19 protein-coding genes are annotated in these 20,094 nt (G+C 67.5%); 9 read left to right on the top strand and 10 right to left on the bottom strand.

The features are described 5' to 3' along the window. Window positions 1-150: 150 nt before the first annotated feature. From ABH900_RS16655 to coaBC, 3 genes are read right to left on the bottom strand one after another with little or no spacing between them, the layout of a single operon-like run. Window positions 151-2,493 carry a phosphomannomutase/phosphoglucomutase gene (locus ABH900_RS16655; protein WP_429624241.1) on the bottom strand — a complete coding sequence of 781 codons (2,343 nt, stop codon included), beginning with the start codon at window positions 2,491-2,493 and terminating at the stop codon, window positions 151-153. A 12-nt stretch (window positions 2,494-2,505) separates the two neighbouring features. Then, entirely contained in the window at window positions 2,506-2,979 is a 474-nt protein-coding gene (gene dut, locus ABH900_RS16650; RefSeq protein ID WP_429624240.1) for a dUTP diphosphatase, read from the bottom strand. Continuing rightward, on the bottom strand, window positions 2,976-4,238 hold the full coding sequence (gene coaBC, locus ABH900_RS16645) for a bifunctional phosphopantothenoylcysteine decarboxylase/phosphopantothenate--cysteine ligase CoaBC (protein ID WP_429624239.1): 1,263 nt from the start codon (window positions 4,236-4,238) through the stop codon (window positions 2,976-2,978). Before coaBC ends, dut begins: the two co-directional genes overlap by 4 nt. 226 nt (window positions 4,239-4,464) lie before the next feature. Here coaBC and ABH900_RS16640 point away from each other — a divergent pair, with 226 nt between their 5' ends. The 4 genes from ABH900_RS16640 (at window position 4,465) to ABH900_RS16625 (ending at window position 8,598) form a co-directional block, all read left to right on the top strand. Beyond that, window positions 4,465-5,091 (top strand): response regulator, encoded by a 627-nt coding sequence (locus ABH900_RS16640; RefSeq protein WP_429624238.1) that lies wholly within the window; start codon window positions 4,465-4,467, stop codon window positions 5,089-5,091. A 70-nt stretch (window positions 5,092-5,161) separates the two neighbouring features. Further along, window positions 5,162-5,866: a RadC family protein gene (gene radC, locus ABH900_RS16635; RefSeq protein ID WP_429624237.1), complete on the top strand. Its 705-nt coding sequence runs from the start codon at window positions 5,162-5,164 to the stop codon at window positions 5,864-5,866. Window positions 5,867-5,979: 113 nt separating this feature from the next. After that, window positions 5,980-7,668: an arginine--tRNA ligase gene (gene argS, locus ABH900_RS16630; RefSeq protein WP_429624236.1), complete on the top strand. Its 1,689-nt coding sequence runs from the start codon at window positions 5,980-5,982 to the stop codon at window positions 7,666-7,668. Window positions 7,669-7,689: 21 nt separating this feature from the next. Continuing rightward, window positions 7,690-8,598, top strand: a complete 909-nt coding sequence (locus ABH900_RS16625; RefSeq protein ID WP_429624235.1) for an SPOR domain-containing protein — start codon at window positions 7,690-7,692, stop codon at window positions 8,596-8,598. A gap of 122 nt (window positions 8,599-8,720) precedes the next feature. Here ABH900_RS16625 and ABH900_RS16620 read toward each other — a convergent pair whose 3' ends face one another. Next, window positions 8,721-9,473, bottom strand: coding sequence for an SDR family NAD(P)-dependent oxidoreductase (locus ABH900_RS16620; RefSeq protein ID WP_429624234.1), 753 nt, complete (start codon window positions 9,471-9,473; stop codon window positions 8,721-8,723). A gap of 147 nt (window positions 9,474-9,620) precedes the next feature. On the opposite strand from ABH900_RS16620, the gene ABH900_RS16615 reads away from it, so the two are divergent. Further along, window positions 9,621-10,088: a DUF1456 family protein gene (locus ABH900_RS16615; protein ID WP_429624233.1), complete on the top strand. Its 468-nt coding sequence runs from the start codon at window positions 9,621-9,623 to the stop codon at window positions 10,086-10,088. On the opposite strand, the gene ABH900_RS16610 is transcribed toward ABH900_RS16615, so the two are convergent. Next, complete coding sequence (locus tag ABH900_RS16610) at window positions 10,057-10,944, bottom strand: LysR family transcriptional regulator (protein WP_429624232.1); 888 nt, start codon at window positions 10,942-10,944, stop codon at window positions 10,057-10,059. The genes ABH900_RS16615 and ABH900_RS16610 overlap by 32 nt on opposite strands. A gap of 143 nt (window positions 10,945-11,087) precedes the next feature. Between ABH900_RS16610 and ABH900_RS16605 the strand changes: the two genes are divergently transcribed. After that, complete coding sequence (locus tag ABH900_RS16605) at window positions 11,088-12,233, top strand: MFS transporter (protein ID WP_429624260.1); 1,146 nt, start codon at window positions 11,088-11,090, stop codon at window positions 12,231-12,233. Here ABH900_RS16605 and ABH900_RS16600 read toward each other — a convergent pair. Beyond that, window positions 12,230-12,928: a TorF family putative porin gene (locus ABH900_RS16600; protein ID WP_429624231.1), complete on the bottom strand. Its 699-nt coding sequence runs from the start codon at window positions 12,926-12,928 to the stop codon at window positions 12,230-12,232. The two genes, ABH900_RS16605 and ABH900_RS16600, sit on opposite strands and share 4 nt — an antisense overlap. 178 nt (window positions 12,929-13,106) lie before the next feature. Between ABH900_RS16600 and ABH900_RS16595 the strand changes: the two genes are divergently transcribed. Next, the gene (locus ABH900_RS16595; protein WP_429624230.1) at window positions 13,107-13,496 is read left to right on the top strand and encodes a DUF6165 family protein; all 390 of its coding nucleotides are present in this window, start codon (window positions 13,107-13,109) and stop codon (window positions 13,494-13,496) included. Between the two features lie 6 nt (window positions 13,497-13,502). Here ABH900_RS16595 and ABH900_RS16590 read toward each other — a convergent pair whose 3' ends face one another. Continuing rightward, the gene (locus tag ABH900_RS16590) at window positions 13,503-14,177 is read right to left on the bottom strand and encodes a response regulator (protein ID WP_429624229.1); all 675 of its coding nucleotides are present in this window, start codon (window positions 14,175-14,177) and stop codon (window positions 13,503-13,505) included. Window positions 14,178-14,369: 192 nt separating this feature from the next. Then, on the bottom strand, window positions 14,370-14,942 hold the full coding sequence (locus ABH900_RS16585) for an Ax21 family protein (protein WP_005407747.1): 573 nt from the start codon (window positions 14,940-14,942) through the stop codon (window positions 14,370-14,372). A gap of 210 nt (window positions 14,943-15,152) precedes the next feature. Between ABH900_RS16585 and ABH900_RS16580 the strand changes: the two genes are divergently transcribed. Both ABH900_RS16580 and ABH900_RS16575 read left to right on the top strand, forming a co-directional pair. Continuing rightward, a complete protein-coding gene (locus tag ABH900_RS16580; RefSeq protein WP_429624228.1) occupies window positions 15,153-17,555 on the top strand; it encodes a prolyl oligopeptidase family serine peptidase in 2,403 nt (800 codons plus the stop codon). A 92-nt stretch (window positions 17,556-17,647) separates the two neighbouring features. Then, window positions 17,648-18,007, top strand: coding sequence for a DUF1428 domain-containing protein (locus tag ABH900_RS16575; protein ID WP_429624227.1), 360 nt, complete (start codon window positions 17,648-17,650; stop codon window positions 18,005-18,007). Between the two features lie 27 nt (window positions 18,008-18,034). On the opposite strand, the gene ABH900_RS16570 is transcribed toward ABH900_RS16575, so the two are convergent. Both ABH900_RS16570 and ABH900_RS16565 read right to left on the bottom strand, forming a co-directional pair. Further along, window positions 18,035-18,715: a hypothetical protein gene (locus tag ABH900_RS16570; protein ID WP_429624226.1), complete on the bottom strand. Its 681-nt coding sequence runs from the start codon at window positions 18,713-18,715 to the stop codon at window positions 18,035-18,037. A gap of 106 nt (window positions 18,716-18,821) precedes the next feature. Beyond that, window positions 18,822-19,748 carry a histone gene (locus ABH900_RS16565; protein ID WP_429624225.1) on the bottom strand — a complete coding sequence of 309 codons (927 nt, stop codon included), beginning with the start codon at window positions 19,746-19,748 and terminating at the stop codon, window positions 18,822-18,824. Window positions 19,749-20,094 lie beyond the last annotated feature (346 nt).

Below are 20,094 nucleotides of genomic sequence, written 5' to 3'. Positions count from 1 at the left end.
CGTCCATTGAATTCGGAAGAGCATCCACGCACGGCGTGGATCTACCGTGTCGACCAAGGTCGGCACCGTCCCGCCATCCCACGGATAGCCCGCTTCTGCTGTTGATGTTGATGTTGATTCGGTGGGTGCCGGGCGCAGCCCGGCCCGCCCTCAGAACCCCAGCGGGGTGTCGCCCAGCACCGGTTGCAGCTGGCTGCGGAACAGCGCCTGGATGCGTTCCAGCGCCGCCTCGTCGTTGCCCTCGAAACGCAGCACCAGCACCGGCGTGGTGTTGGACGCACGCACCAGGCCCCAGCCATCGGCGAAGTCCACGCGCAGGCCATCGATGGTCGACAGCCGACCGCCCACGTACGGGTTGTCCGGCGACTGCGCCGCCGCCACCAGCATCGCCACCAGCGCGTGCGGGGTTCCTTCGGCCACCGGCACCTTCAGTTCCGGCGTGGCCACCATCTCCGGCAGCTCGGCCAGCACCTCGTCCGGGGTTTCCTCGCGCTGGGCCAGGATCTCCAGCAGGCGTGCCGCCGCGTACAAACCATCATCGAAACCGAACCAGCGTTCCTTGAAGAAGAAGTGGCCGCTCATCTCGCCGGCCAGTTCCGCATCGGTTTCGCGCATCTTCGCCTTCATCAGCGAATGCCCGGTCTTCCACATCAGCGGGCTGCCGCCATTGCGCAGCACGTGGTCGGACAACTTGCCGGTGCACTTCACGTCGTAGATCACCATCGCCCCCGGATTGCGCATCAGCACATCGGCGGCGAACAACATCAGCAGGCGGTCGGCATAGATGATCTTGCCTTCGCCGGTGACCACGCCCAGGCGGTCGCCGTCGCCATCGAAGGCCACGCCAAGGTCGGCACCAAAGCGCTTGACCGTCTGCACCAGGTCTTCCAGGTTGGCCGGCTCGCTGGGGTCGGGGTGATGGTTGGGGAAGGTGCCATCGACATCGCAGTACAGCGGGATGACTTCGGCACCGATCGCTTCCAGCAGCTGCGGCGCGAACGCGCCGGCCACACCGTTGCCGGCATCGGCCACCACCTTCAGCGGGCGGTCCAGCTGCACGTCATCGGCAATGCGCTGGATGTAGTCGGCGCCGACATCGCGCTGCTGGTAGTCGCCCGGCTCGGCCGCCTGCACCAGGCGGCCCTCGACGATGCGCTGGTAAAGGTCGGTGATGGCGTCACCGGACAGCGTTTCGCCCCCGATGACCACCTTGAAGCCGTTGTACTCGGGCGGGTTGTGGCTGCCGGTGACTGCCACGCAGGTGCCGGTACGCAGATGGAAGGCGGCGTAGTACACCAGCGGGGTCGGCGCCAGGCCGATGTCGATCACTGCGCAGCCGGCGCGGCGCAGGCCCTCGGCCAGCCCGGCGGCAAGCTCCGGCCCGGACAACCGGCCATCACGGCCGATCACCACCTCGCGCAGGCCCTGCTCCAGGGCCGCGGTACCGATCGCCTGGCCGATCAGCGCGGCGGTCTTCGGCGTCAATTCGCTGCCGACCACGCCGCGGATGTCGTAGGCACGGAAGATGCCAGCCGCCAGTTCTTCTGCCGGTACCGGCGGCGGTGCGGGTGTGGCATCGCTGCTGGTCATCGCGGCCACCGGTGGTGGTACCTGCTGCAGGCTTTCGCTCAGGGTCGGGCCATGATCGGCCTCGGCAGCGGCGGCGCGACGTGGCAACGGCAGGGACTTCGGCAGGCGGCCACGACCGACCACCAGCAATGTAGCAATGAACGCCAGCAGCAGCGCGACAATGGCGCTGGCCAACGCGCCCAGACCCAGTGGCCCGGCGTCGACGTTCGGTACCGATGCCACCAGCCGCAGCGGCGTGCCCGGAATCGGGCGGGCCAGCGCTTCCGCGCTTTCGGCCAGGCTCGCGTCGCCCTGGCTGACCAGATCGAATCCACCCTGGCGCAGGCCGAGGAAACCAGCCGACGGTGCGCTGACCTGGTCCAGCGGCGAGGTCAGCCGCAGCAAGGGCTGGCGGACATAGACCACGGCCCGCCCCAGGCTGCCCAGCTGCACCGCTGCAGCCAGGCCCAGGCGATTGCCTCCACCATCACGCACGACCCTCACGCTGGGCTTGGCCTCGGCCAATGCTGCCTCCAGCAGTGCCAGGCGGGCGTAACCGAAGGTGGCCGGATCGGCATAGGCAGCGGCCAGATCGGCGGTCAGCACTTCGACCTGCTCCACGCCGGTCCAGCTTTCGCGCACGGCCAGCGCCGCCGCAGCGGCGTCGCCAGCCTGCAACGCCTGCTGCACGCGCTCCTTCTTCAACTGTTGCTGCAACTGCTGCAACTGGCCTGCAGCCGCCTGCTGCAGGCCCTGCACCGCCTGGTCACGCGCTTGTTCCAGCGCCTGCCCGTTGGCCTCCTGCCGCCATTGCTGCACCGCGCTCCATCCGAACCAGCCGGCCAACAGAATCAGCAGCACCCCCAGTAGAGGTGCACTGCGACCCAACGACCGTCCCCGCTGTCCTTCCCCGATGCCGCTCATCGATGTCCCCTGTCAACGCACCCCGGTGTGGCCGAATCCACCCGCGCCCCGCACGCTGTCGGTGAAAGTATCCACCACCTGCAGGCTCACGCGGGCGATCGGGACGACAACCAGCTGCGCGATGCGGTCGCCCGGCTCGATGGTGAAGGCCTCTCGGCCGCGGTTCCAGACGCTGATCAGCAGCGGCCCCTGGTAATCGGCATCGATCAGGCCGGTGCCGTTGCCGAGCACGATGCCGTGGCGATGGCCCAGCCCCGAACGCGGCAGGATCACTGCACACAGGTGCGGATCGCCGATATGGATCGCCAGCCCACTGGGGACCAGCGCGGTGTCGCCCGGCTGCAGGGTCAACGCGGTATCCAGCGCCGCGCGCAGGTCCATGCCGGCGCTGGCTTCAGTGGCATAGGCCGGCAGTGGCCAGCTGTCGCCGAAGCGCGGATCGAGCAGCTTGACCTGCAGCGGTTGGGAAGTGAAAGCCTGGGTCATGCTTGGAGTCTCCGCGCGATCAGCGCCAGCAGTTGTTCGGCCAGCTCGCGCTTGGAGGTGGCCGGGAATACCTGTTCGCCGTCCTGCCAGAAGGCAGTGGCGGCATTGTTGTCGCTCTCGAACCCGCCGCCACTGATGCCGACCTGGTTGGCGATCACCAGGTCCAGGCGCTTGTCGAGCAGCTTGCCGCGTGCGTATTTCTCCACGTCGTGGGTCTCGGCGGCGAAACCGACCACCAGCTTCAGCGACTGCGTCTGCGCAGCGACCTCGGCGAGGATGTCCGGCGTACGCACCAGCTCGATCACCAGCGACTGGCTGTCGGCAGTCTTCTTCAGCTTCTGCGCGGCAACCTGGCGCGGCGTGTAATCGGACACCGCAGCGGCACCGATATAGATGTCGGCCGGCAGCGCCTTCAGCACGGCATCGCGCATCTGCGCGGCCGAACGCACATCGATGCGCTGCACGCCCGGCGGCGTTGCCAGCTGCACCGGGCCGCTGACCAGCACCACCTGCGCGCCCAACGACGCAGCAGCAGCGGCCAGGGCGAAGCCCATCTTGCCGCTGCTGCGGTTACCGACATAGCGGACCGGATCAATGTCTTCATAGGTGGGGCCGGCGCTGATCAGCAGGCGCAGCCCCTGCAGCGCACGGGCTTCCGGCGCGGCAGCCGGCACCGCGGCAGCGCCATGGGCGGCCAGCGCGGCAACGATATCGCCCGGCTCGGCCAGTCGGCCGGGACCGGACTCACCTTCGGCAAGCGGACCGTCAACCGGACCGATCACCTGCGCACCACGCTGGCGCAGCAGGGCGATGTTGGCCTGGGTGGCCGGATGCAACCACATGCGATGGTTCATCGCCGGGCAGATCGTCAGCGGCGCGGTGCTGGCCAGGCACAGGGTGCTGACCAGGTCATCGGCATGGCCCTGGGCCAGCCGTGCCAGCAGGTCGGCGGTGCCCGGCGCGACCACGATACGGTCGGCCCAGCGGGCCAGCTCGATGTGGCCCATGGCCTGTTCGGCGGCGCTGTCCCACAACGTGGTGCGGGTCGGCTGGCCGGACAGGGCCTGGAAGCTGAGGGGGGTGACAAACTGCTGGGCACCGGCGGTCATCGCCACCTGTACCTGGGCACCGGCGTCGCGCAGGCGCCGCACCAGCTCCAGGCTCTTGTAGGCCGCGATCCCGCCTCCGACGCACAACAGCAGTTTCTGACCTTCCAGCGCGCGGGAGGGCGCGGGAGAAGCGTTGGGGGAGTCAGCCACCTGGAATTCCTGTGCAAACGAGGGCGCTAGCTTACCCGATGGTCGGTAATGTCCCGGTGCACAGTGCACATAGCCGGCGGCTATCAGCAGATGGGACTTGCGCCACAGCGCTTCAGGGGTTCAAGGCACGGCGATTCGGATCTTTCCTATACCTGTCTCCCGATCACGTTTGCAGAATCAACGTTGGCCACCACAGGTGCGCCGCTTCGCTTCCCGAGGATTCCGCGTGCATCCGCGCATCATCATCGCCGACGACCATCCCGTCGTCCTGCACGGCATCCGCATCGTGCTGCAGACCCATCTGATGGATGTCGTGGGCAGCGCGCGCGACGGCGCCCAGCTGCTGCAGCTGGTGCAGCACCACAGCTGCGACGCGGTACTGACCGACCTGTCCATGCCCGGCGCCGGCCCGGATGGACCGGAATTGATCGGCCAACTACAGGCTCGCCATCCAGGCCTGCCGGTGGTGGTACTGACCGGCGCCCGCCATCCCGGGCTGCTCGACGGGCTGCTGCGCGAAGGTGTCAGCGGCCTGGTCGACAAATGCGCCGATTTCGGCGAGCTGCCACAGGCACTGCACGCGGCCATGGCCGGTCATGTGTTCGTCTCGCAGCAGCTGCGCCACCATCTGCAGGCGCGCGATCTGATGTTCGCGCGCGAACCGGCAGCATTGTCGGCGCGCGAGCAGGAAGTGCTGGAGCTGCTGGCCGCCGGCCTGAAAGTAAACGCCATTGCCGTCCACTGCGGGCGCAGCCCGAAGACGATCAGCCGGCAGAAGGCCGAGGCCAAGCGCAAGCTGGGTCTGCAGACCAACCAGGAACTGTTCGCCTATCTGCAGTCGCGACGCAGCTGAGGCCTGGGCTTACCCCGGCATGCGTCATGCCCCGATGGGAAGCATCGCGCCGGCTGGCGATGATGCAGGCATGCCCATCCATGACTGGCCCGAACAGGAACGTCCCCGCGAGAAACTGATCGCGCGCGGCCCCGCCACGCTGTCCGACGCCGAACTGCTGGCGCTGTTCCTCGGCTCAGGCTTCGGCGGCCGCGACGCGGTACAGGCCGCGCGCGACCTGCTGCAGGCACACGGCCCGCTGCGGGTGCTGCTGGACCGTCCTGCCCGCGAGCTGGCCCGCCTGCCAGGGCTGGGTCCGGCCCGCAGCTGCACCCTGGCCGCCGGGCTGGAGCTGGCCCAGCGCTATCTGGCCGCCGAGCTGCAGCACGGTGAGGCGGTCGGCGACAATCCTGGCGCGGTCGGCCGCTACCTGCAGCATCGCCTGCGCGGCCAGGCCCGCGAGATCTTCATGGTCCTGTTCCTGGACAACCGCCATCGCCTGATCGCCTGCGAGGAACTGTTCCAGGGCACCATCAATGCCGCCCCGGTCTACCCCCGGGAGGTGGTGCGCCGCGCCCTGCTGCACAACGCCGCGGCGGTGATCCTCAGCCACAACCACCCCTCCGGCGACCCGGAGCCCTCCGGCGCCGATACCCGCATCACCGATGAACTGCAGCAGGCGCTGGCCCTGGTGGATGTACGCCTGCTGGACCACTTCGTGGTGGGCGAGGGGCGCCCCGTTTCGTTTGCTGAACGGGGCCTGCTGGCGCAGCCCCAGCCGCGCCTGTTCGGCTGATTGCCCCCGGTTGGGGGCGGGCAGGCGTCCCCGCAGGCATGTTCTGGTCAGCGTGGGCGCGGGCATCTGCGCTAAAATGGGCGATTCCGCCGCTCATTCTCACAGCAGGCCTCGTGAAAAATCTCCTCCGCGCCCTGATCAGCCAAGGCATCGAAGCCTTGCGCGCCAATGGCACCCTGCCCGCCGACTCCCTGCCGCCGGACTTCGTGGTCGAGCGCCCGAAGACCCGCGACCATGGCGACTTCGCCACCAATGCCGCCATGCTGCTGGCCAAGGCCGCGCGCAGCAATCCGCGCGCACTGGCCCAGGCGCTGGTCGAGGCGCTGCCGCGCAGCGAGGACGTCAGCAAGGTCGAGATCGCCGGCCCCGGCTTCATCAACTTCCACCTGGCCCCGGCCGCCTACCAGCGCGAAACCGTGTCGGTGATCAAGGCCGCCCACGACTACGGCCGCAACCTGTCCGGCAATGGCCGCACGGTGGGCGTGGAGTACGTGTCGGCCAACCCGACCGGCCCGTTGCATGTCGGCCATGGCCGCGCCGCGGCGATCGGTGACTGCGTGGCCCGCGTGCTCGACGCCAATGGCTGGAACGCCAAGCGTGAGTTCTATTACAACGACGCCGGCGTGCAGATCGAAAACCTGGCGCTGTCGGTCCAGGCCCGCGTGAAGGGCATCGCCCCGGACCAGGATGGCTGGCCGGAAGGCGGCTACCGCGGCGAGTACATCGCCGACGTCGGTCGCGCCTACATGGCCGGCGCCAGCGTCGACCTGGAAGGCACCCTCGTGATCGGCGCCAAGGACCCGGACGACATGCAGGCGATCCGTCGCTTCGCGGTGGCCTACCTGCGCAACGAGCAGAACCTGGACCTGGCCGCGTTCGGCGTCGACTTCGACATCTATTTCCTGGAAAGCTCGCTGTACGCCGACGGCAAGGTCGCCGAAGCCGTGGCCAAGCTGCAGGCCTCCGGTCATACCTACGAGGAGGGCGGCGCACTGTGGCTGCGCAGCACCGACTTCGGTGACGACAAGGACCGCGTGATGCGCAAGTCCGACGGCACCTTCACCTACTTCGTGCCGGACGTGGCCTATCACCTGTCCAAGTGGCAGCGCGGCTACGAGCGCGCGATCACCGAGCTGGGCGCCGACCACCACGGCTCGCTGGCGCGCGTGCGCGCCGGCCTGCAGGCGATGGAAGTGGGCATTCCGCAGGGCTGGCCGGAATACGTGCTGCACCAGATGGTCACCGTCATGCGCGGCGGCGAGGAAGTGAAGCTGTCCAAGCGTGCCGGCAGCTACTTCACGCTGCGCGACCTGATCGAAGAGGCCGGCCGCGATGCCACCCGTTGGTTCCTGATCGCGCGCAAGCCCGATTCGCAGCTGACCTTCGACATCGACCTGGCCCGCCAGCAGAGCAACGACAACCCCGTGTTCTACGTGCAGTATGCGCACGCCCGTGTCTGCAGCCTGCTGCGCCAGGCGCAGGAAAAGGGCCTGGTGTACGAACAGGGCAACGGCCTGGCCAACCTCGGCCGCCTGGGCGACGACGCCTCGCTGGTACTGATGAACGAGATCTCGCGGTATCCGGAAGTGGTGGAAACGGCCGGCGTGGCGCTGGAGCCGCACCTGGTGGCGCAGTACCTGCGTGAATTGGCGCATGCGTTCCACACGTGGTATCACGGGACGCCAGTGCTGGTGGACGACAGCGCCGACCGCAACGCCAAGCTGACCCTGGCCTGCGCGGCACGTCAGGTGCTGGCCAACGGCCTCGAACTCCTGGGCGTCAGCGCCCCGGAAAAAATGTAAGCATCAGGAGACGCAGTACACATGGCAGCACGACGCGGCAAAAGCCAGGCACGACGCAACAGCGGCAGCCAGGGCACACCCGGATGGGTGTGGCTGGTCGCCGGCGTGGCGATCGCGGCCGTGGTGTTCCTGGCGGCGCCGAACCTGTTCAAGGGCGAAGGCGATGGCTTCCTGCGCGCCGGACCGCAGCCGAATCCGAACGCGCAGCCGGCCCCGGTCGCTGATGCCGACAGTGATGTCGGCGCCCAACCGGCCGCGCAGCCGGCCACGCCGAAGCCTGCAGAACCGGAAAAGCCGGCCGCCACCCAGTACGACTTCTACACGCTGCTGCCGGGCAAGGAAGTGGAAATGTCCGACGCCGAGCTGGCCGCAAGCGCGCGTGCCGAGGACCAGCGCCGGGCCAAGGCCGAGGCGCAACGCGCGCAGGCCGCCCTGGAAGGCAAGCCGGTACCGGCGTCGGCGGCCACCACCCCGGCACCGACGGCGACCGCCAGCGTGGCCAGCACTGCGCCGGTGACCGCCACCAGCCGTCCGCTGCCTGCGCCGCTGAGCGAGCGCCCGGCGGCGGCGACGCCAGTGGCCAACACCGCGCCGGCCGCGACCGGCACCGCCGCCGCGACCTCGCCATCGCGTGCGGAAACCGCTCCCGCCACAGCCGCGACGACGGCCGCCACTGCCGCACCGGCTGCCGCCGACAACGCCCGCTACATCCTGCAGGCCGGCGCCTTCGGTGCCTCCGGCGATGCCGAGGCGACCAAGGCCAAGCTGGCGATGATGGGCCTGGCGGCACGTGTGGAGTCGGCACAGATCAACGGCAAGACGGTGTACCGCGTGCGCATGGGGCCGTACGGCAGCGCAGGCGAACTGTCCGAAGCCAAGCAGAAGCTGGATGGCACCGGCCTGCAGGCGATGGCGATCAAGGCGCAGTGATCGTTCGGGCCTGACAACGGAAAAAGCCGGGCATTGCCCGGCTTTTTTTGTTTCGTAGCGTCGAGCTTGCTCGACTGCCGTTTGCGGCCCCAGTGGAGCAAGCTCGACGCTACACGGGGCCGTCAGCCTTCGCGGGCCACCTGGAACCCGGCGAACGACTGGCTGACCGGCATCAGTTCCAGGCGATTGATGTTCAGGTGCGGGGGCAACGTCGCCACCCAGAAGATCTGTTCGGCGATGTCCTCGGCGGTCATCGGGTTGGCACCGTTGTACAGCTTGTCCGACGCATTCTGGTCGCCGTGGGTACGCACCACGGTGAACTCGGTCTCGGCCATGCCCGGCTCGATCGTGGTCACGCGCACGCCGGTGCCGTGCAGGTCCGAACGCAGGCCCAGCGAGAACTGGCTGACGAAGGCCTTGGTACCACCGTAGGCGTTGCCGCCCGGGTACGGGTAGACGCCCGCCACCGAGGAAATGTTGATGATTGCGCCCTTGCGCTCCACAAGCTGCGGCAGCAGGTGGTGGGTCAGGGTCACCAGCGCGGTGATGTTGGTGTCGATCATCGTGGTCCAGTCCGACAGCTTGGCGCCCTGCGCCGGCGCGGTGCCCTGCGCCAGGCCGGCGTTGTTGACCAGCAGATCGATGTCGCCGAAGGCCGGCGGCAGCGCCAGCAGCGCTGCTTCCATCGCCACCGGGTCGCGGATGTCGAAGACCGCGGCATGCACCACATCCTTGCCATAGCGCTCGACCAGCGGCTGCAGGCGTTCGCCGCGACGGCCGGTGGCGATCACCTTCCAGCCCGCCTGGGCGAAGCGGTGGACGGCAGCGGCGCCGAAGCCGGAGGTGGCGCCGGTAATCAGGACAGTGCGGGGCATCAGGCAACTCCAGGGGAAACCAGACCCCCATTCTGGCACCGTCGGCCTGCACCCGTGTTGCCGGATCGGCCAGATCCCGGGGTCAGATCCCTTTGCCTGCAGCAAAGGGATCTGACCCCAGCTACAGGGCGACCGGTACAATGGGCCATGATCAACAACGATGTGCTGCGCAGCGTGCGCTACTCCCTGGACCTGGGTGACCACCACGTGGTGACCCTGTGCCAGCTGGCCGATCCGGCCTTCGCCGTGGATACCGAGCAGGTGAAAGCCTGGCTGTACCGCGAGGATGAAGCCGGCTTCGAGGCGATGAACGACAGCGCGCTGGCGCACTTCCTCGACGGGCTGATCGTGCACCTGCGCGGTCGCGACGAAAGCCAGCCACAGCGCGCGGTGGAAACCCGCATCGACAACAATCTGGTGCTGAAGAAGCTGCGCGTGGCCTTCCAGCTGCGCGATGTGGACCTGATGGAGATCTTCGCCAACGCCGGTTTCAACGTGTCCAAGTCGGAACTCGGCGCCCTGTTCCGCCAGCCCGGGCACACCAACTACCGGCGCTGCCTGGACCAGATGCTGCGCAATTTCCTCAAGGGCCTGAGCCTGCGCCTGCGCGGCTGAGCACGGCCTCGACGAAGGCGCGTGCGGCCGGGGTCGGCACCCGCTGCCAGACCAGGTGCACGCGCCGGGTCGGAGTCGGCTGCAGCGGGATCCGCACCACCCCTTCGAAGCCTTCGGCGATCAACACCGGCACGATGCCGACCGCCAGCCCATGGCGGACGAAACGCTCCACCAGTTCCATCAGGTTGACCTCAAAGCGCACCACGTGCGGCAGGCCAGCCGCAGCAAAGGCATCATCGGTCTGACGGCGAGCGCCCGTGCCGCGCGGGAAGTCGACCAGCGCCTCATCCTGCAAGGCAGCCAGTGGCAGGCGCTTGCGCCTGGCCAGCCGGTGCGACGGCGCCAGCACCGCCACCAGATCCTCTTCCTGCAGCATCTGGTGACAGACGCCCTCCAGGCCCGCCGAAGGTGCCAGTCCGACCAGAGCCACATCCAGCGCGCGCGACTGCACCTGCGCGATCAGGTCCTCGCTCTTGTCCACGCGCAACTGGAACTCCACCTGCGGGTGAACCTGCTGGAAGGCCGCCAGCATCGCCACTACGTCGATATCGGTGAGCGAGGAAATCTGCCCGATCGCCAGCAATCCGCGGACATCCCCACTGACCGCGGCCACCTCGGCACGCAGGTGACGCAGGCTGGCCAGCACCTGCCGCGCGTGCATCAGCACGACCTCGCCGGCGGCGGTGGCCCTTACCTGGCGTGGCAGGCGCTCGAACAACGGCGTCCCCAGTTCCTGTTCCAGATGGGCGATCTGGTGGCTGAGCGCGGACTGCACCACGTGGCAGCGTTCGGCCGCACGGGTGAAGTTGCCCTCCTCGGCCAGGGCGACGGCAAACTCGAGCTGTTTGAGGTTCATGCGACCATCTCGATTTCAGATGACAGGGATGATGATGATTCATTTCCATCATGCCTGTAGCAGGTCGACACTGTGCACCCCGCTTTCTGGAACACCGTGTGAGCCCCTCCCTCCCCCCGCTGCACCGCTGGCAGGTCCTGCTGATGTCCGTCGCCACCGGCGTGGCCGTCGCCAGCAACTACTACGCGCAGCCTCTGTTGCACACCATTGCCGACGCCTTCGGCGTGCCGTTCGGCCAGGTCGGCATGGTGGTCACTGCCGCACAGCTGAGCTACGCCGCAGGCCTGATCCTGCTGGTACCGCTGGGCGATCTGTTTGAACGACGCCGACTGATCGTGGTGATGAGCCTGCTGTCGGCCGGCGGCCTGGTGATCAGTGCCTGTGCACCTTCGCTGGCCTGGCTGCTGGTGGGGACCGCCATCACCGGGTTGTTCTCGGTGGTGGCACAGGTGCTGGTGCCTTTCGCGGCCACCCTGGCGGCGCCGGAACATCGCGGCCGCGTGGTCGGCACGCTGATGAGTGGCCTGCTGCTGGGCATCCTGCTCGCGCGCACCGTGGCGGGCCTGCTTTCGAGTCTGGGCGACTGGCGCCTGGTCTATGCGATCGCCGCCGCCACCCTGGTACTGACTGCACTGGCCCTGCAACGCGGCTTGCCGCGCTTCCACCACAGCGCAGGACTCGGCTATTTCGCGCTGCTGCGCTCGATCGGCGTGCTGTTCGTGCAGGAACCGGTCCTGCGCCAACGTACCCTGCTGGGCGCCTGCAGCTTCGCCATGTTCGCGATCTTCTGGACCCCGCTCGCCTTCCTGCTGGCACAGCCACCGTATGCATACAGCGATGCCAGCATCGGTCTGTTCGGGCTGGTGGGTGCGGCCGGCACACTGGCCGCCGGCCTGGCCGGTCGCATGTCCGACCGCGGCCAGACCGGTCGCGCCACCGCCATCGCGCTGGTGCTGTTGCTGCTGTCATGGCTTCCGCTGGGCCTGTCGGCACATTCGCTGATGGCACTGCTGGTGGGCGTGGTCGTGCTCGACCTTGCCGCGCAGCTGCTGCATGTCAGCAACCAGAACCTGATCTATGCGTTGCAACCCGCCGCGCGCAATCGCCTCAACGCTGGCTACATGACCGGCTACTTCATCGGGGGGTCGCTGGGCTCGCTGCTGTCGGCGCAGGTGTACCAGCACTTCGGCTGGACCGGCGTGTGCGTGGCCGGTACGGCGGTGGCCGTACTGGCCCTGCTGCTGTGGTTGCCCGGCGCGCTGCGTGCGCGCCAGGCGGCGGCCAACTAGAAGCTGCCCTGCAACGCCAGTTCCCAGCGACCGCCGGCGTTGCCCGGGAACAGGCGCTTGGCCGCACTGTCGGTGTCATGCACGGTGGCGCGCAGTTCCCATGCCGGCGTCAGCGTCGCGATCGCGCTGAGCTGGCCATGCAGGTAGTCCGGCCCCTGCGCGTTGGCCAACCAGTACCGGCCCACCGCAGCTTCCAGCCGGAAGCGCTCGTGCAGCGGCACGCGCACGCCCAGCTGGGCATAGGTACCGCGATGGCCGCCGGCCAGTGCGTCGTTGGAATGCGCGACCTGCAGCCAGGCGCGCTGCTTCCAGGTCAGCGTAGTGTTGAGCTCGGTCCAATCCAGCGTGCGGCCGGTGCCCGGGTACAGGTAGCGGGTCAGGTTCGCATCCAGCGTCCAGTCCGGGGCCAGTGCACCAGACCAGCCGGCGACCAGGTCGAACTCGCTGTGCGCGCCATTGTCCGGCGTGAACGAGACGTTGGAGCCCCACGCGCTGGCATACCAGCCCGACGCGATCGCGACCTTCGCGCCGGCCTGCACCGCCGGGTCACCATCGCTCTGCGAACTGCCGCGCCACACGTAATCGGTGGTCAATGCCGCACTGCCACTCACCTGCACCTGTGCCTGCGCGCTGCCCGCGCCGAGCAGGCCTGCCACTGCGGCCACCGTCGCCGCCATCATCCCCTTGCTGTTCACTGCACTGTGTTCCTCGTCGAAGGCGGCCACGCCGCCGGGACGGCAGTGTCGAAGCAGTGGCCGTAACGGATCGAGGGTGTTGCCCGGCCCGCAGCGCAAATTCGGCGTAAATCCCATTGGTCCGGGCCTGCGCTTGCCGGCGCGGTATCATGTCGCCTCGTTTCCAGGAACCAACCGCGTGGACGCCATCCTGACCCCGGTATCGATCGGCGAGCTGATCGACAAGATCACCATTCTCGAGATCAAGGCTGAACGCATCAACGAGGCCACCAAGCTGGCCAACGTGCGCACCGAGCTGGACGGCCTGCTGCCACTGCTGCAGCAACAGCTGCAGGCGCAGCCGGCACTGGCCGCGTTGAAGCAGCAGCTGAAGGCGATCAACGAGCGCATGTGGGACATCCAGGACCAGCTGCGCGACAAGGAAGCGGCACAGGTATTCGACGACGCGTTCATCCAGCTGGCGCGTGGCGTGTACGGCACCAATGGCGAGCGCGTGCAGGTGAAGAACGAGATCAACCGCGTGGCCGGCTCAGCGCTGGTGGAAGAAAAGCAGTACCAGGGCGAGTAACTCCGCTCAACCGCATTCGAGCAGGTGGCGGAAGCGGAACAGGTCGCCGTCGCCGCGGATGCCGAGCTTGCGATAGGCCGACGTTTTCTGCGAACTGATGGTGCTGGCCGAACGGCCGGCGCGCAGCGCCATTTCGGTGGTGCTGAATCCCTTCAACACCAGACCGAGCACCTCGCGCTCGCGCTGGCTGAGCGGTGCCAGTGTCGGCGTGGGGGCGTGCCGTGCGCCCGGCAGGTTCAGCTCCGCACGCAGCTCCGGCGGCACGAAGCGCCCGCCCCGGGCCACGACATCGACCGCGCGCAGGAGCATGTCCGGTGCCGTCGATTTGGACAGGAAACCGCGTGCACCCGCGCGCATGGTCGTGGTCACCGCGCTGGCGTTGCAGTGTGCCGACAGCACCAGCACCGGCAGCGTCGGCCAGCGTTGCGAGAGTACGCGCAGCAAGGCCACCCCATCACCCAGGTCGCCCATCGGCAAGGCGTCGAACACCAGCAGGTCGATGCAGGTGGGACTGCGCTCCAGCAGCCGCAGCAGGCGCTGTTCGCTGGAAAGACTCACCCGTACCTGCACACCGTTGTGCTGGCGCAGCAGCACTTCCACGCCCAGTCGCAATACCGGGTGCGGATCCAGCAGCGCCACCCGGCAAGGCCGATCGGCAGACAGAGCAGCAGCAGGTGCCATCACAGCAGCTCCAGCAATACGGAACGCCCACCGTAGGTCGGTGCTGGAGACAGCGGAATCCAATTCATTGCAACGCAGCAATGGCACCGCGCGTGTGGTCAGGTGCCGTTTCGGTTCGTCACAACGCAACAGGCCCGGCAAGAGCCGGGCCTGCCGAGGCTTCTTCAGCGCGCATCCGCGCCGAGGCAGCAGTTACCAGCTGAAGCGCGGGCCGACGGTGTATTCCTTGTCGCCGTGACGGTTCATCTTCAGCTCGCCGTTCAGGCCCCAGTTCTGGTTCAGCTTGACCTGACCACCCAGGCGGCCGTACCACTGGCCGTCGATGTCGACGCCGTGCTTCTTGGCGTAGTCTTCGTAGCCGACCATGCCGTAGACCTCGGCGTGGGCGCCGAAGGCGGTACGGATACCGGCTTCAGCGCTGTAGCCGTTGAAGTCCAGGCCGTGCTTGCGGTCGAACTTCTGGTAGGCAACGCGGGCAACGAAGTCGGTCGACGGAGCGATTTCGACGTTGTAGCCGGCACCGACCTTCCACTGGTCAACCTTGATGTTGGTGTGGTCGACTTCCTGACGGCTGTATTCGCCGAAGGCGTGGAAGTTCGGCAGGAAACCGTAGGAACCCTTCACGCCCCAGCCGTCAGCCTTGATGCCGTCAACGTCGGTCTTGGCGTAATCGGCCTCGGCGTAGTTGTAGGACAGGTTCTCGGCAGCCGAGGCGGTGAACGGCAGGGCAGCGGCCAGGGCCAGAGCAATCAGCGAATTCTTCATGGGGGTACACCTTTACTTTCTTATGGTGTGCAGCAGCGCCAGGGCGCCATCGCATCGGGAATGTAAATTCTCCGTTATTCGCCACAACGCTCCCTGAAAACAGCAGTCTTCGCATTGCTGAATTTTTTGGCTTGATTCAGGCTGCGTCTGGCATACGCGCGCGGCGCGCGTGCATTTCAGATCGATTGACGATTGCAACAGGAGGTTGCCTTGCACGTGCCTGCCCCGCTGCAGTTCCGGTTGTACGCTGCCGTACTGGCATGCGCAGGCATCTTCTCCAGCGCGACGGCACAGCCGTTGCAGCCCGCCGACTACCAGCGCGCCGAGCGCGTGCACGACAGTCATCTGCGCGGTGTGCTGCGCAACGCCTCGATCCTGCCGAACTGGCTGGACGACGGCCGCTTCTGGTACGAACGTGAAGACATCCACGGCCGGCGCCAGGGCGTACTGGTCGATCCGGTACAGGCCACCCGCCAGATCCTGTTCGACACCGCCACCCTGGACCACGTGGCTGACTCCCTGAGTGCCAGCGGGCAGCACCTGCGGCTGGCCAACGTGCAACTGCTGGCCGATGGCCTGCGCCTGCAGTTCGGCGGCGACGCGGGCATCGACTGCCTGTGGCCGCGTTGGCAGTGCGCACCGGCGCTGTCTGCAGCCGCCCCAGCCGATGCATTGCCCTCGCCCGATGGCGAGGCCTGGCTGCAGGTACGCGACCACAACCTCTGGTTGCAGCGACGCGGAACGGCACCGAGGGCGCTGACCACCGACGGCGCACCCGGCCACGGGTATGGCGTGCTGCCCGACTTCACCCTGCGCGGTATTCCGCGCCGCCAGGGCCGGATGCCGGCACGGCCGTTCGCCGCCAGCTGGTCGCCCGATGGCCGCTACGTGGCTGGCATCCGCTACGACGAGCGTGCGCTGCAGGACTACCCCTATCTGGAAAGCACGCCGGCCAACGGCGCGCGGCCACGCGTGCACATGGTGAAACTGGGATTGCTGGGCGATGCGCAGCAGGTGCGTGACGGCCTGTATGTGGTCGATACCCGCAGTGGCCGGCAGCATGAGATTGCCTTGCCCGAGGGCTGGAACACTCTCAGCGAAGCCGGCGTGCTCGGCTGGGACGGTGATCATCTGTATGCGGCGATCGCCCACTTCGGCGTGCCACGGCGGCTGCGCCTGGTGGAAATCGATGCAGGCAGCGGTGCGCTGCGCACGGTGCTGGAGGAAGCCAGCGACACCCGACTGCAGCTCAATCTGTACGCCTACAACCGGCCAGCCGTAGCGATCCTGCCTGGCCTGGATGCCGCGATCTGGTACTCGCAGCGCGATGGCTGGGGCCACCTGTACCGGGTACGCCTGTCCGACGGCAAACGGGTGCGCCAGCTGACCCGTGGGCGCTGGGCCGTGCGTGACCTGATCGGTGTGGACAGCGCGGGCGGTTGGGCCTACTTCAGCGCTGGCGGTGTCGAGGGGGGCGATCCCTATGTGCGCGGCCTGTACCGGGTATCTCTGCAGGGCGGGCCGGTGCAGCGCCTGGCCGCCGATGGCGACGACCATCTGGCCGATGCAGGGACCGGCGCATTGTGGGGTGGCCGCGCGCCGCAGGCGCTGTCGCCGCACGGGGGCTATCTGGTGGATACGGTGTCCAACCTTGCACAGCCGCCACGCACGGTGCTGCGTGGCAGCGATGACGGCCGTGAAGTGATGGTGCTGGAGGACGCCGATACCCGCGCAGTGGTCGCTGCCGGCTGGCGCCCGCCACGCCGCGAGCGGCTGCTGGCCGCCGATGGACGCACGCCGATCTTCGCCACCGTCTACCTGCCTCGCGACTACCGCGATGACGGCAGTTTCCCGGTGATCGATGCGATGTACGGCGGCTCCTTCATCAGCAATGCGCCAGTGACCTACACCGAGGCGGTTTCGGCGCAGAATCCGGTGTCGCGCGCCAGCCTGGCCGAACTGGGTTTCGTGGTGGTCAGCATCGATGCGCGCGGCACCGGCGGCCGTGACAAGGCCTTCCATGACAGCAGCTTCCTGCACGCTGCCGATGTACAGCTGGACGACCACGTGGCCGCGCTGCGCCAGCTGGGCGAACGCTACCGCGGCATCGACCTGCAGCGGGTCGGCATCTACGGGCATTCGTTCGGTGGCTACAGTGCGGCGCGCGCCCTGCTGCGCCATCCGGCGTTCTACAAGGTGGGCGTGGCCTCGGCCGGCAGCCACAACTTCCAGGGCATGTATGGCGGGGCCGTCCATGGCATGGACCGGCTGTTCGGCGGTGTGCAGGCGGCGACAGCCCTGGCCGATGGCCCGCCACCACCGTTTGCCGGGCTCGACAATGCGGCACTGGCCGGCAACCTGCGCGGGCATCTGCTGCTGGTCTATGGCGAGCTGGACGAGAACGCGCCACCGGCCTTGACCCTGCAGCTTGCCGCAGCCCTGAACAAGGCCCAGCGCGAGTACGACCTGCTGTACCTGGCGCGCCAGGACCATGAGCTGTTCCGCAACGACGCCACCTACACGCATCGCATGTGGGACTACTTCGTGCGCCATCTGTCCGGCCAGCAGCCGCCGGACACCGTGCTGGCCCCGCTGCCCGGCGGCCCGCGCTGAACAGGCGTCAGCGGGGTGTCGATCCGTGTCGCCCCCGTTCGTCGAACACATGAAGGCCGTGCATGCGGCACGGTCCATCCCGGAGAAAGGCTATGAGCTACATCGATGGTTTCGTGCTGGCAGTGCCCAGCGCCAACAAGGAGAAGTTCCTCGCACACGCTCGCACGGGTGATCCCGTTTTCATCGAATTCGGTGCGCTGCGCGTGGTCGAGTGCTGGGGCGATGACGTGCCGCACGGCAAGACCACCGACTTCTTCGGCGCGGTGAAAGCCACGCCGGATGAGACGGTGGTGTTTTCCTGGATCGAATGGCCGGACAAGCCGACCCGCGACGCGGGCATGGCAAAGATGATGGAAGACCCGCGGTTTGATCCAGCGAAGAATCCGATGCCGTTCGACGGCGCGCGGATGATCTACGGCGGCTTCGTGCCGATCTACGAGCTGAAGCGCTGAACGAAGTGCTGAACCGGGTGGACGCGCTCAGCGCGCGTCCGCCTCGTCAGCGGACGCCGCATGGCCGGCGCCCAGTGCGGCGCCGGCGCCGAGGCCCATGCCGGCTCCCATCCCGCCACCGCCTCCTCCGCCGCCTCCGGTACGGCCTGCCTTGGCATCGCCCTCGTTGCGGTTCTTGCCGGCGCCGGCAACGGGCCGGGTCGGGCCCTGGCGTGGAATCTGCAGGTCGGACGGGATCGGGGCCAGGTCCAGCGCTTCACGCACGAAGTCGCGCAGCGAGATCACCAGCTCGTGGGTGTGCACCGGCCGCCCCTGCGCGAGTTCGTTGGCAGCGCGCGCAGCCAGCCGCACCTGTTCGTCGGTGCCCAGCAGCAGGATGTCCGACAGCGCCGCTTCAACCGCATCACGGATGCGCCGCGCGCGGTCCGAGCGCGGTTCGGCGATGCCTTCGGCATCTTCGCGCTGGCGCAGGTCGCGACGGTGGCTGGGATCGACACCGAGTTCACCGGTGAACGAGCCTCCCAGGGTCTTGTAGGCCGCCATCAGCGTGCGCAGGCGTTCGTTGATCTGCCGGTTCTCACGCTCACGGCGCTGCTGCAGGGTCTGCATCACCAGCAGGCGGATACCCACGCCCAGCAGGGTGATCAGGACCAGGCCGGCCAACGTGGACAGCACGCCCTGCCAGGAACTGAAGTCGATACCGCGCATGGTCGGGCTCCGGCAGGAAGAACCTGCATCTTGCCCCAGACCGTGTCCCATGAATGCGAAAGGCCCCACCACCCGGTGGGTGGCAGGGCCTTCGGTCACGGCGCGATTACTTGCGCTTGGCGACCTTGCGCACGGCCTTGGCCGGGGCCTTCTTGACGGCAGCCTTCTTGGCCGGAGCCTTCTTGGCGGCGACCTTCTTCAGCGGTGCAGCCTTCTTGGCGACAACCTTCTTGGTCGCGGCAACCTTCTTGCCGACAACCTTCTTGGCAGCAGCGGTCTTCTTGGTGGCGACCTTCCTGGTAGCAGCAACCTTCTTGCCGACAACCTTCTTGGCGGCGGCGGTCTTCTTGCCGGCGACCTTCTTGGCAGCGACGGTCTTCTTGGCCACGACCTTCTTGGTGGCGGCAACCTTCTTGCCGACAACCTTCTTCGCAGCCACGACCTTCTTGCCGGCGACCTTCTTGGCGGCGACGGTCTTCTTGGCCACAGCCTTCTTGGCGGTGGCGACCTTCTTGCCGACCACCTTCTTGGCGGCCGCGGTCTTCTTGGCAACGGTCTTCTTCGCGACGGCAGCCTTCTTGGTAGCGGCCTTCTTCACGGTAGCGACCTTCTTGCCGGCAGCCTTGGTGGCGGCCTTGGTGGTCTTCTTGGCGGCGGCCGCCTTCTTGGTCACGGCCTTGCCTGCAGCCGCCTTCTTCTTGGCCACTTCCTTCTTCAGGGCAGCAGCTTCGGCCTTGGCGTTCTTCTTGGCCGCTTCCAGCTTCTGCTTTGCCTTGGCAACGGTCTTGCCGACCGACTTGGCAGCCTTCTCGGCCTTCTTGGCAACGGTCTTCTCGACCTTGGCCACGGCCTTCTTGGCCTTGGCAACGCGGGTACCGGCAGCCTTGGTCGCGCGCTTGACGGTCTTCTTGACCGACTTCACTGCGTCCTCGGCAGCGTGGGCGATGGTCTCGCCAACGTTGGTGGCGACTTCTTTGACGTTCTCGACGGCGTCGGTCACGACCGACACACCATTACCATTACCGTTGCTCATGTTGCCCTCCTGGGGGCCTTTAGTATCAAAACGGGGCGATGCTATACCGACATTGACGATCGTGGAACGGGGCACGCGCCGACAATCGCATCTGTTGCGACAGCAATGGTGTAGCCCGCCACTCTCACCGACACCCTGGGTTTGCAGGAAACCCCTTTTTTTCAGTGCTGCGCTGTGCGGGGTGCGCGGCGACAGTGCACGCCTGCATGCATCTTCCTGACTACAGCGACAGGCAAGCGTTGTGGCGCATTGCGGCACCGGGTTGCGCGGAACTGCGCAAGTATCGGCCTGTGTCAGCGTGGTACGCGGTGCACTTCCGCGGCGCACGAACTCGCTCTCCCGGTGT

Origin of the sequence: Stenotrophomonas sp. AN71, assembly GCF_050435725.1 — a bacterium.
Lineage (GTDB): Bacteria > Pseudomonadota > Gammaproteobacteria > Xanthomonadales > Xanthomonadaceae > Stenotrophomonas.
Note: the sequence above shows the minus strand (reverse complement) of the source record. Positions and strands in the feature narration are given on the sequence as shown.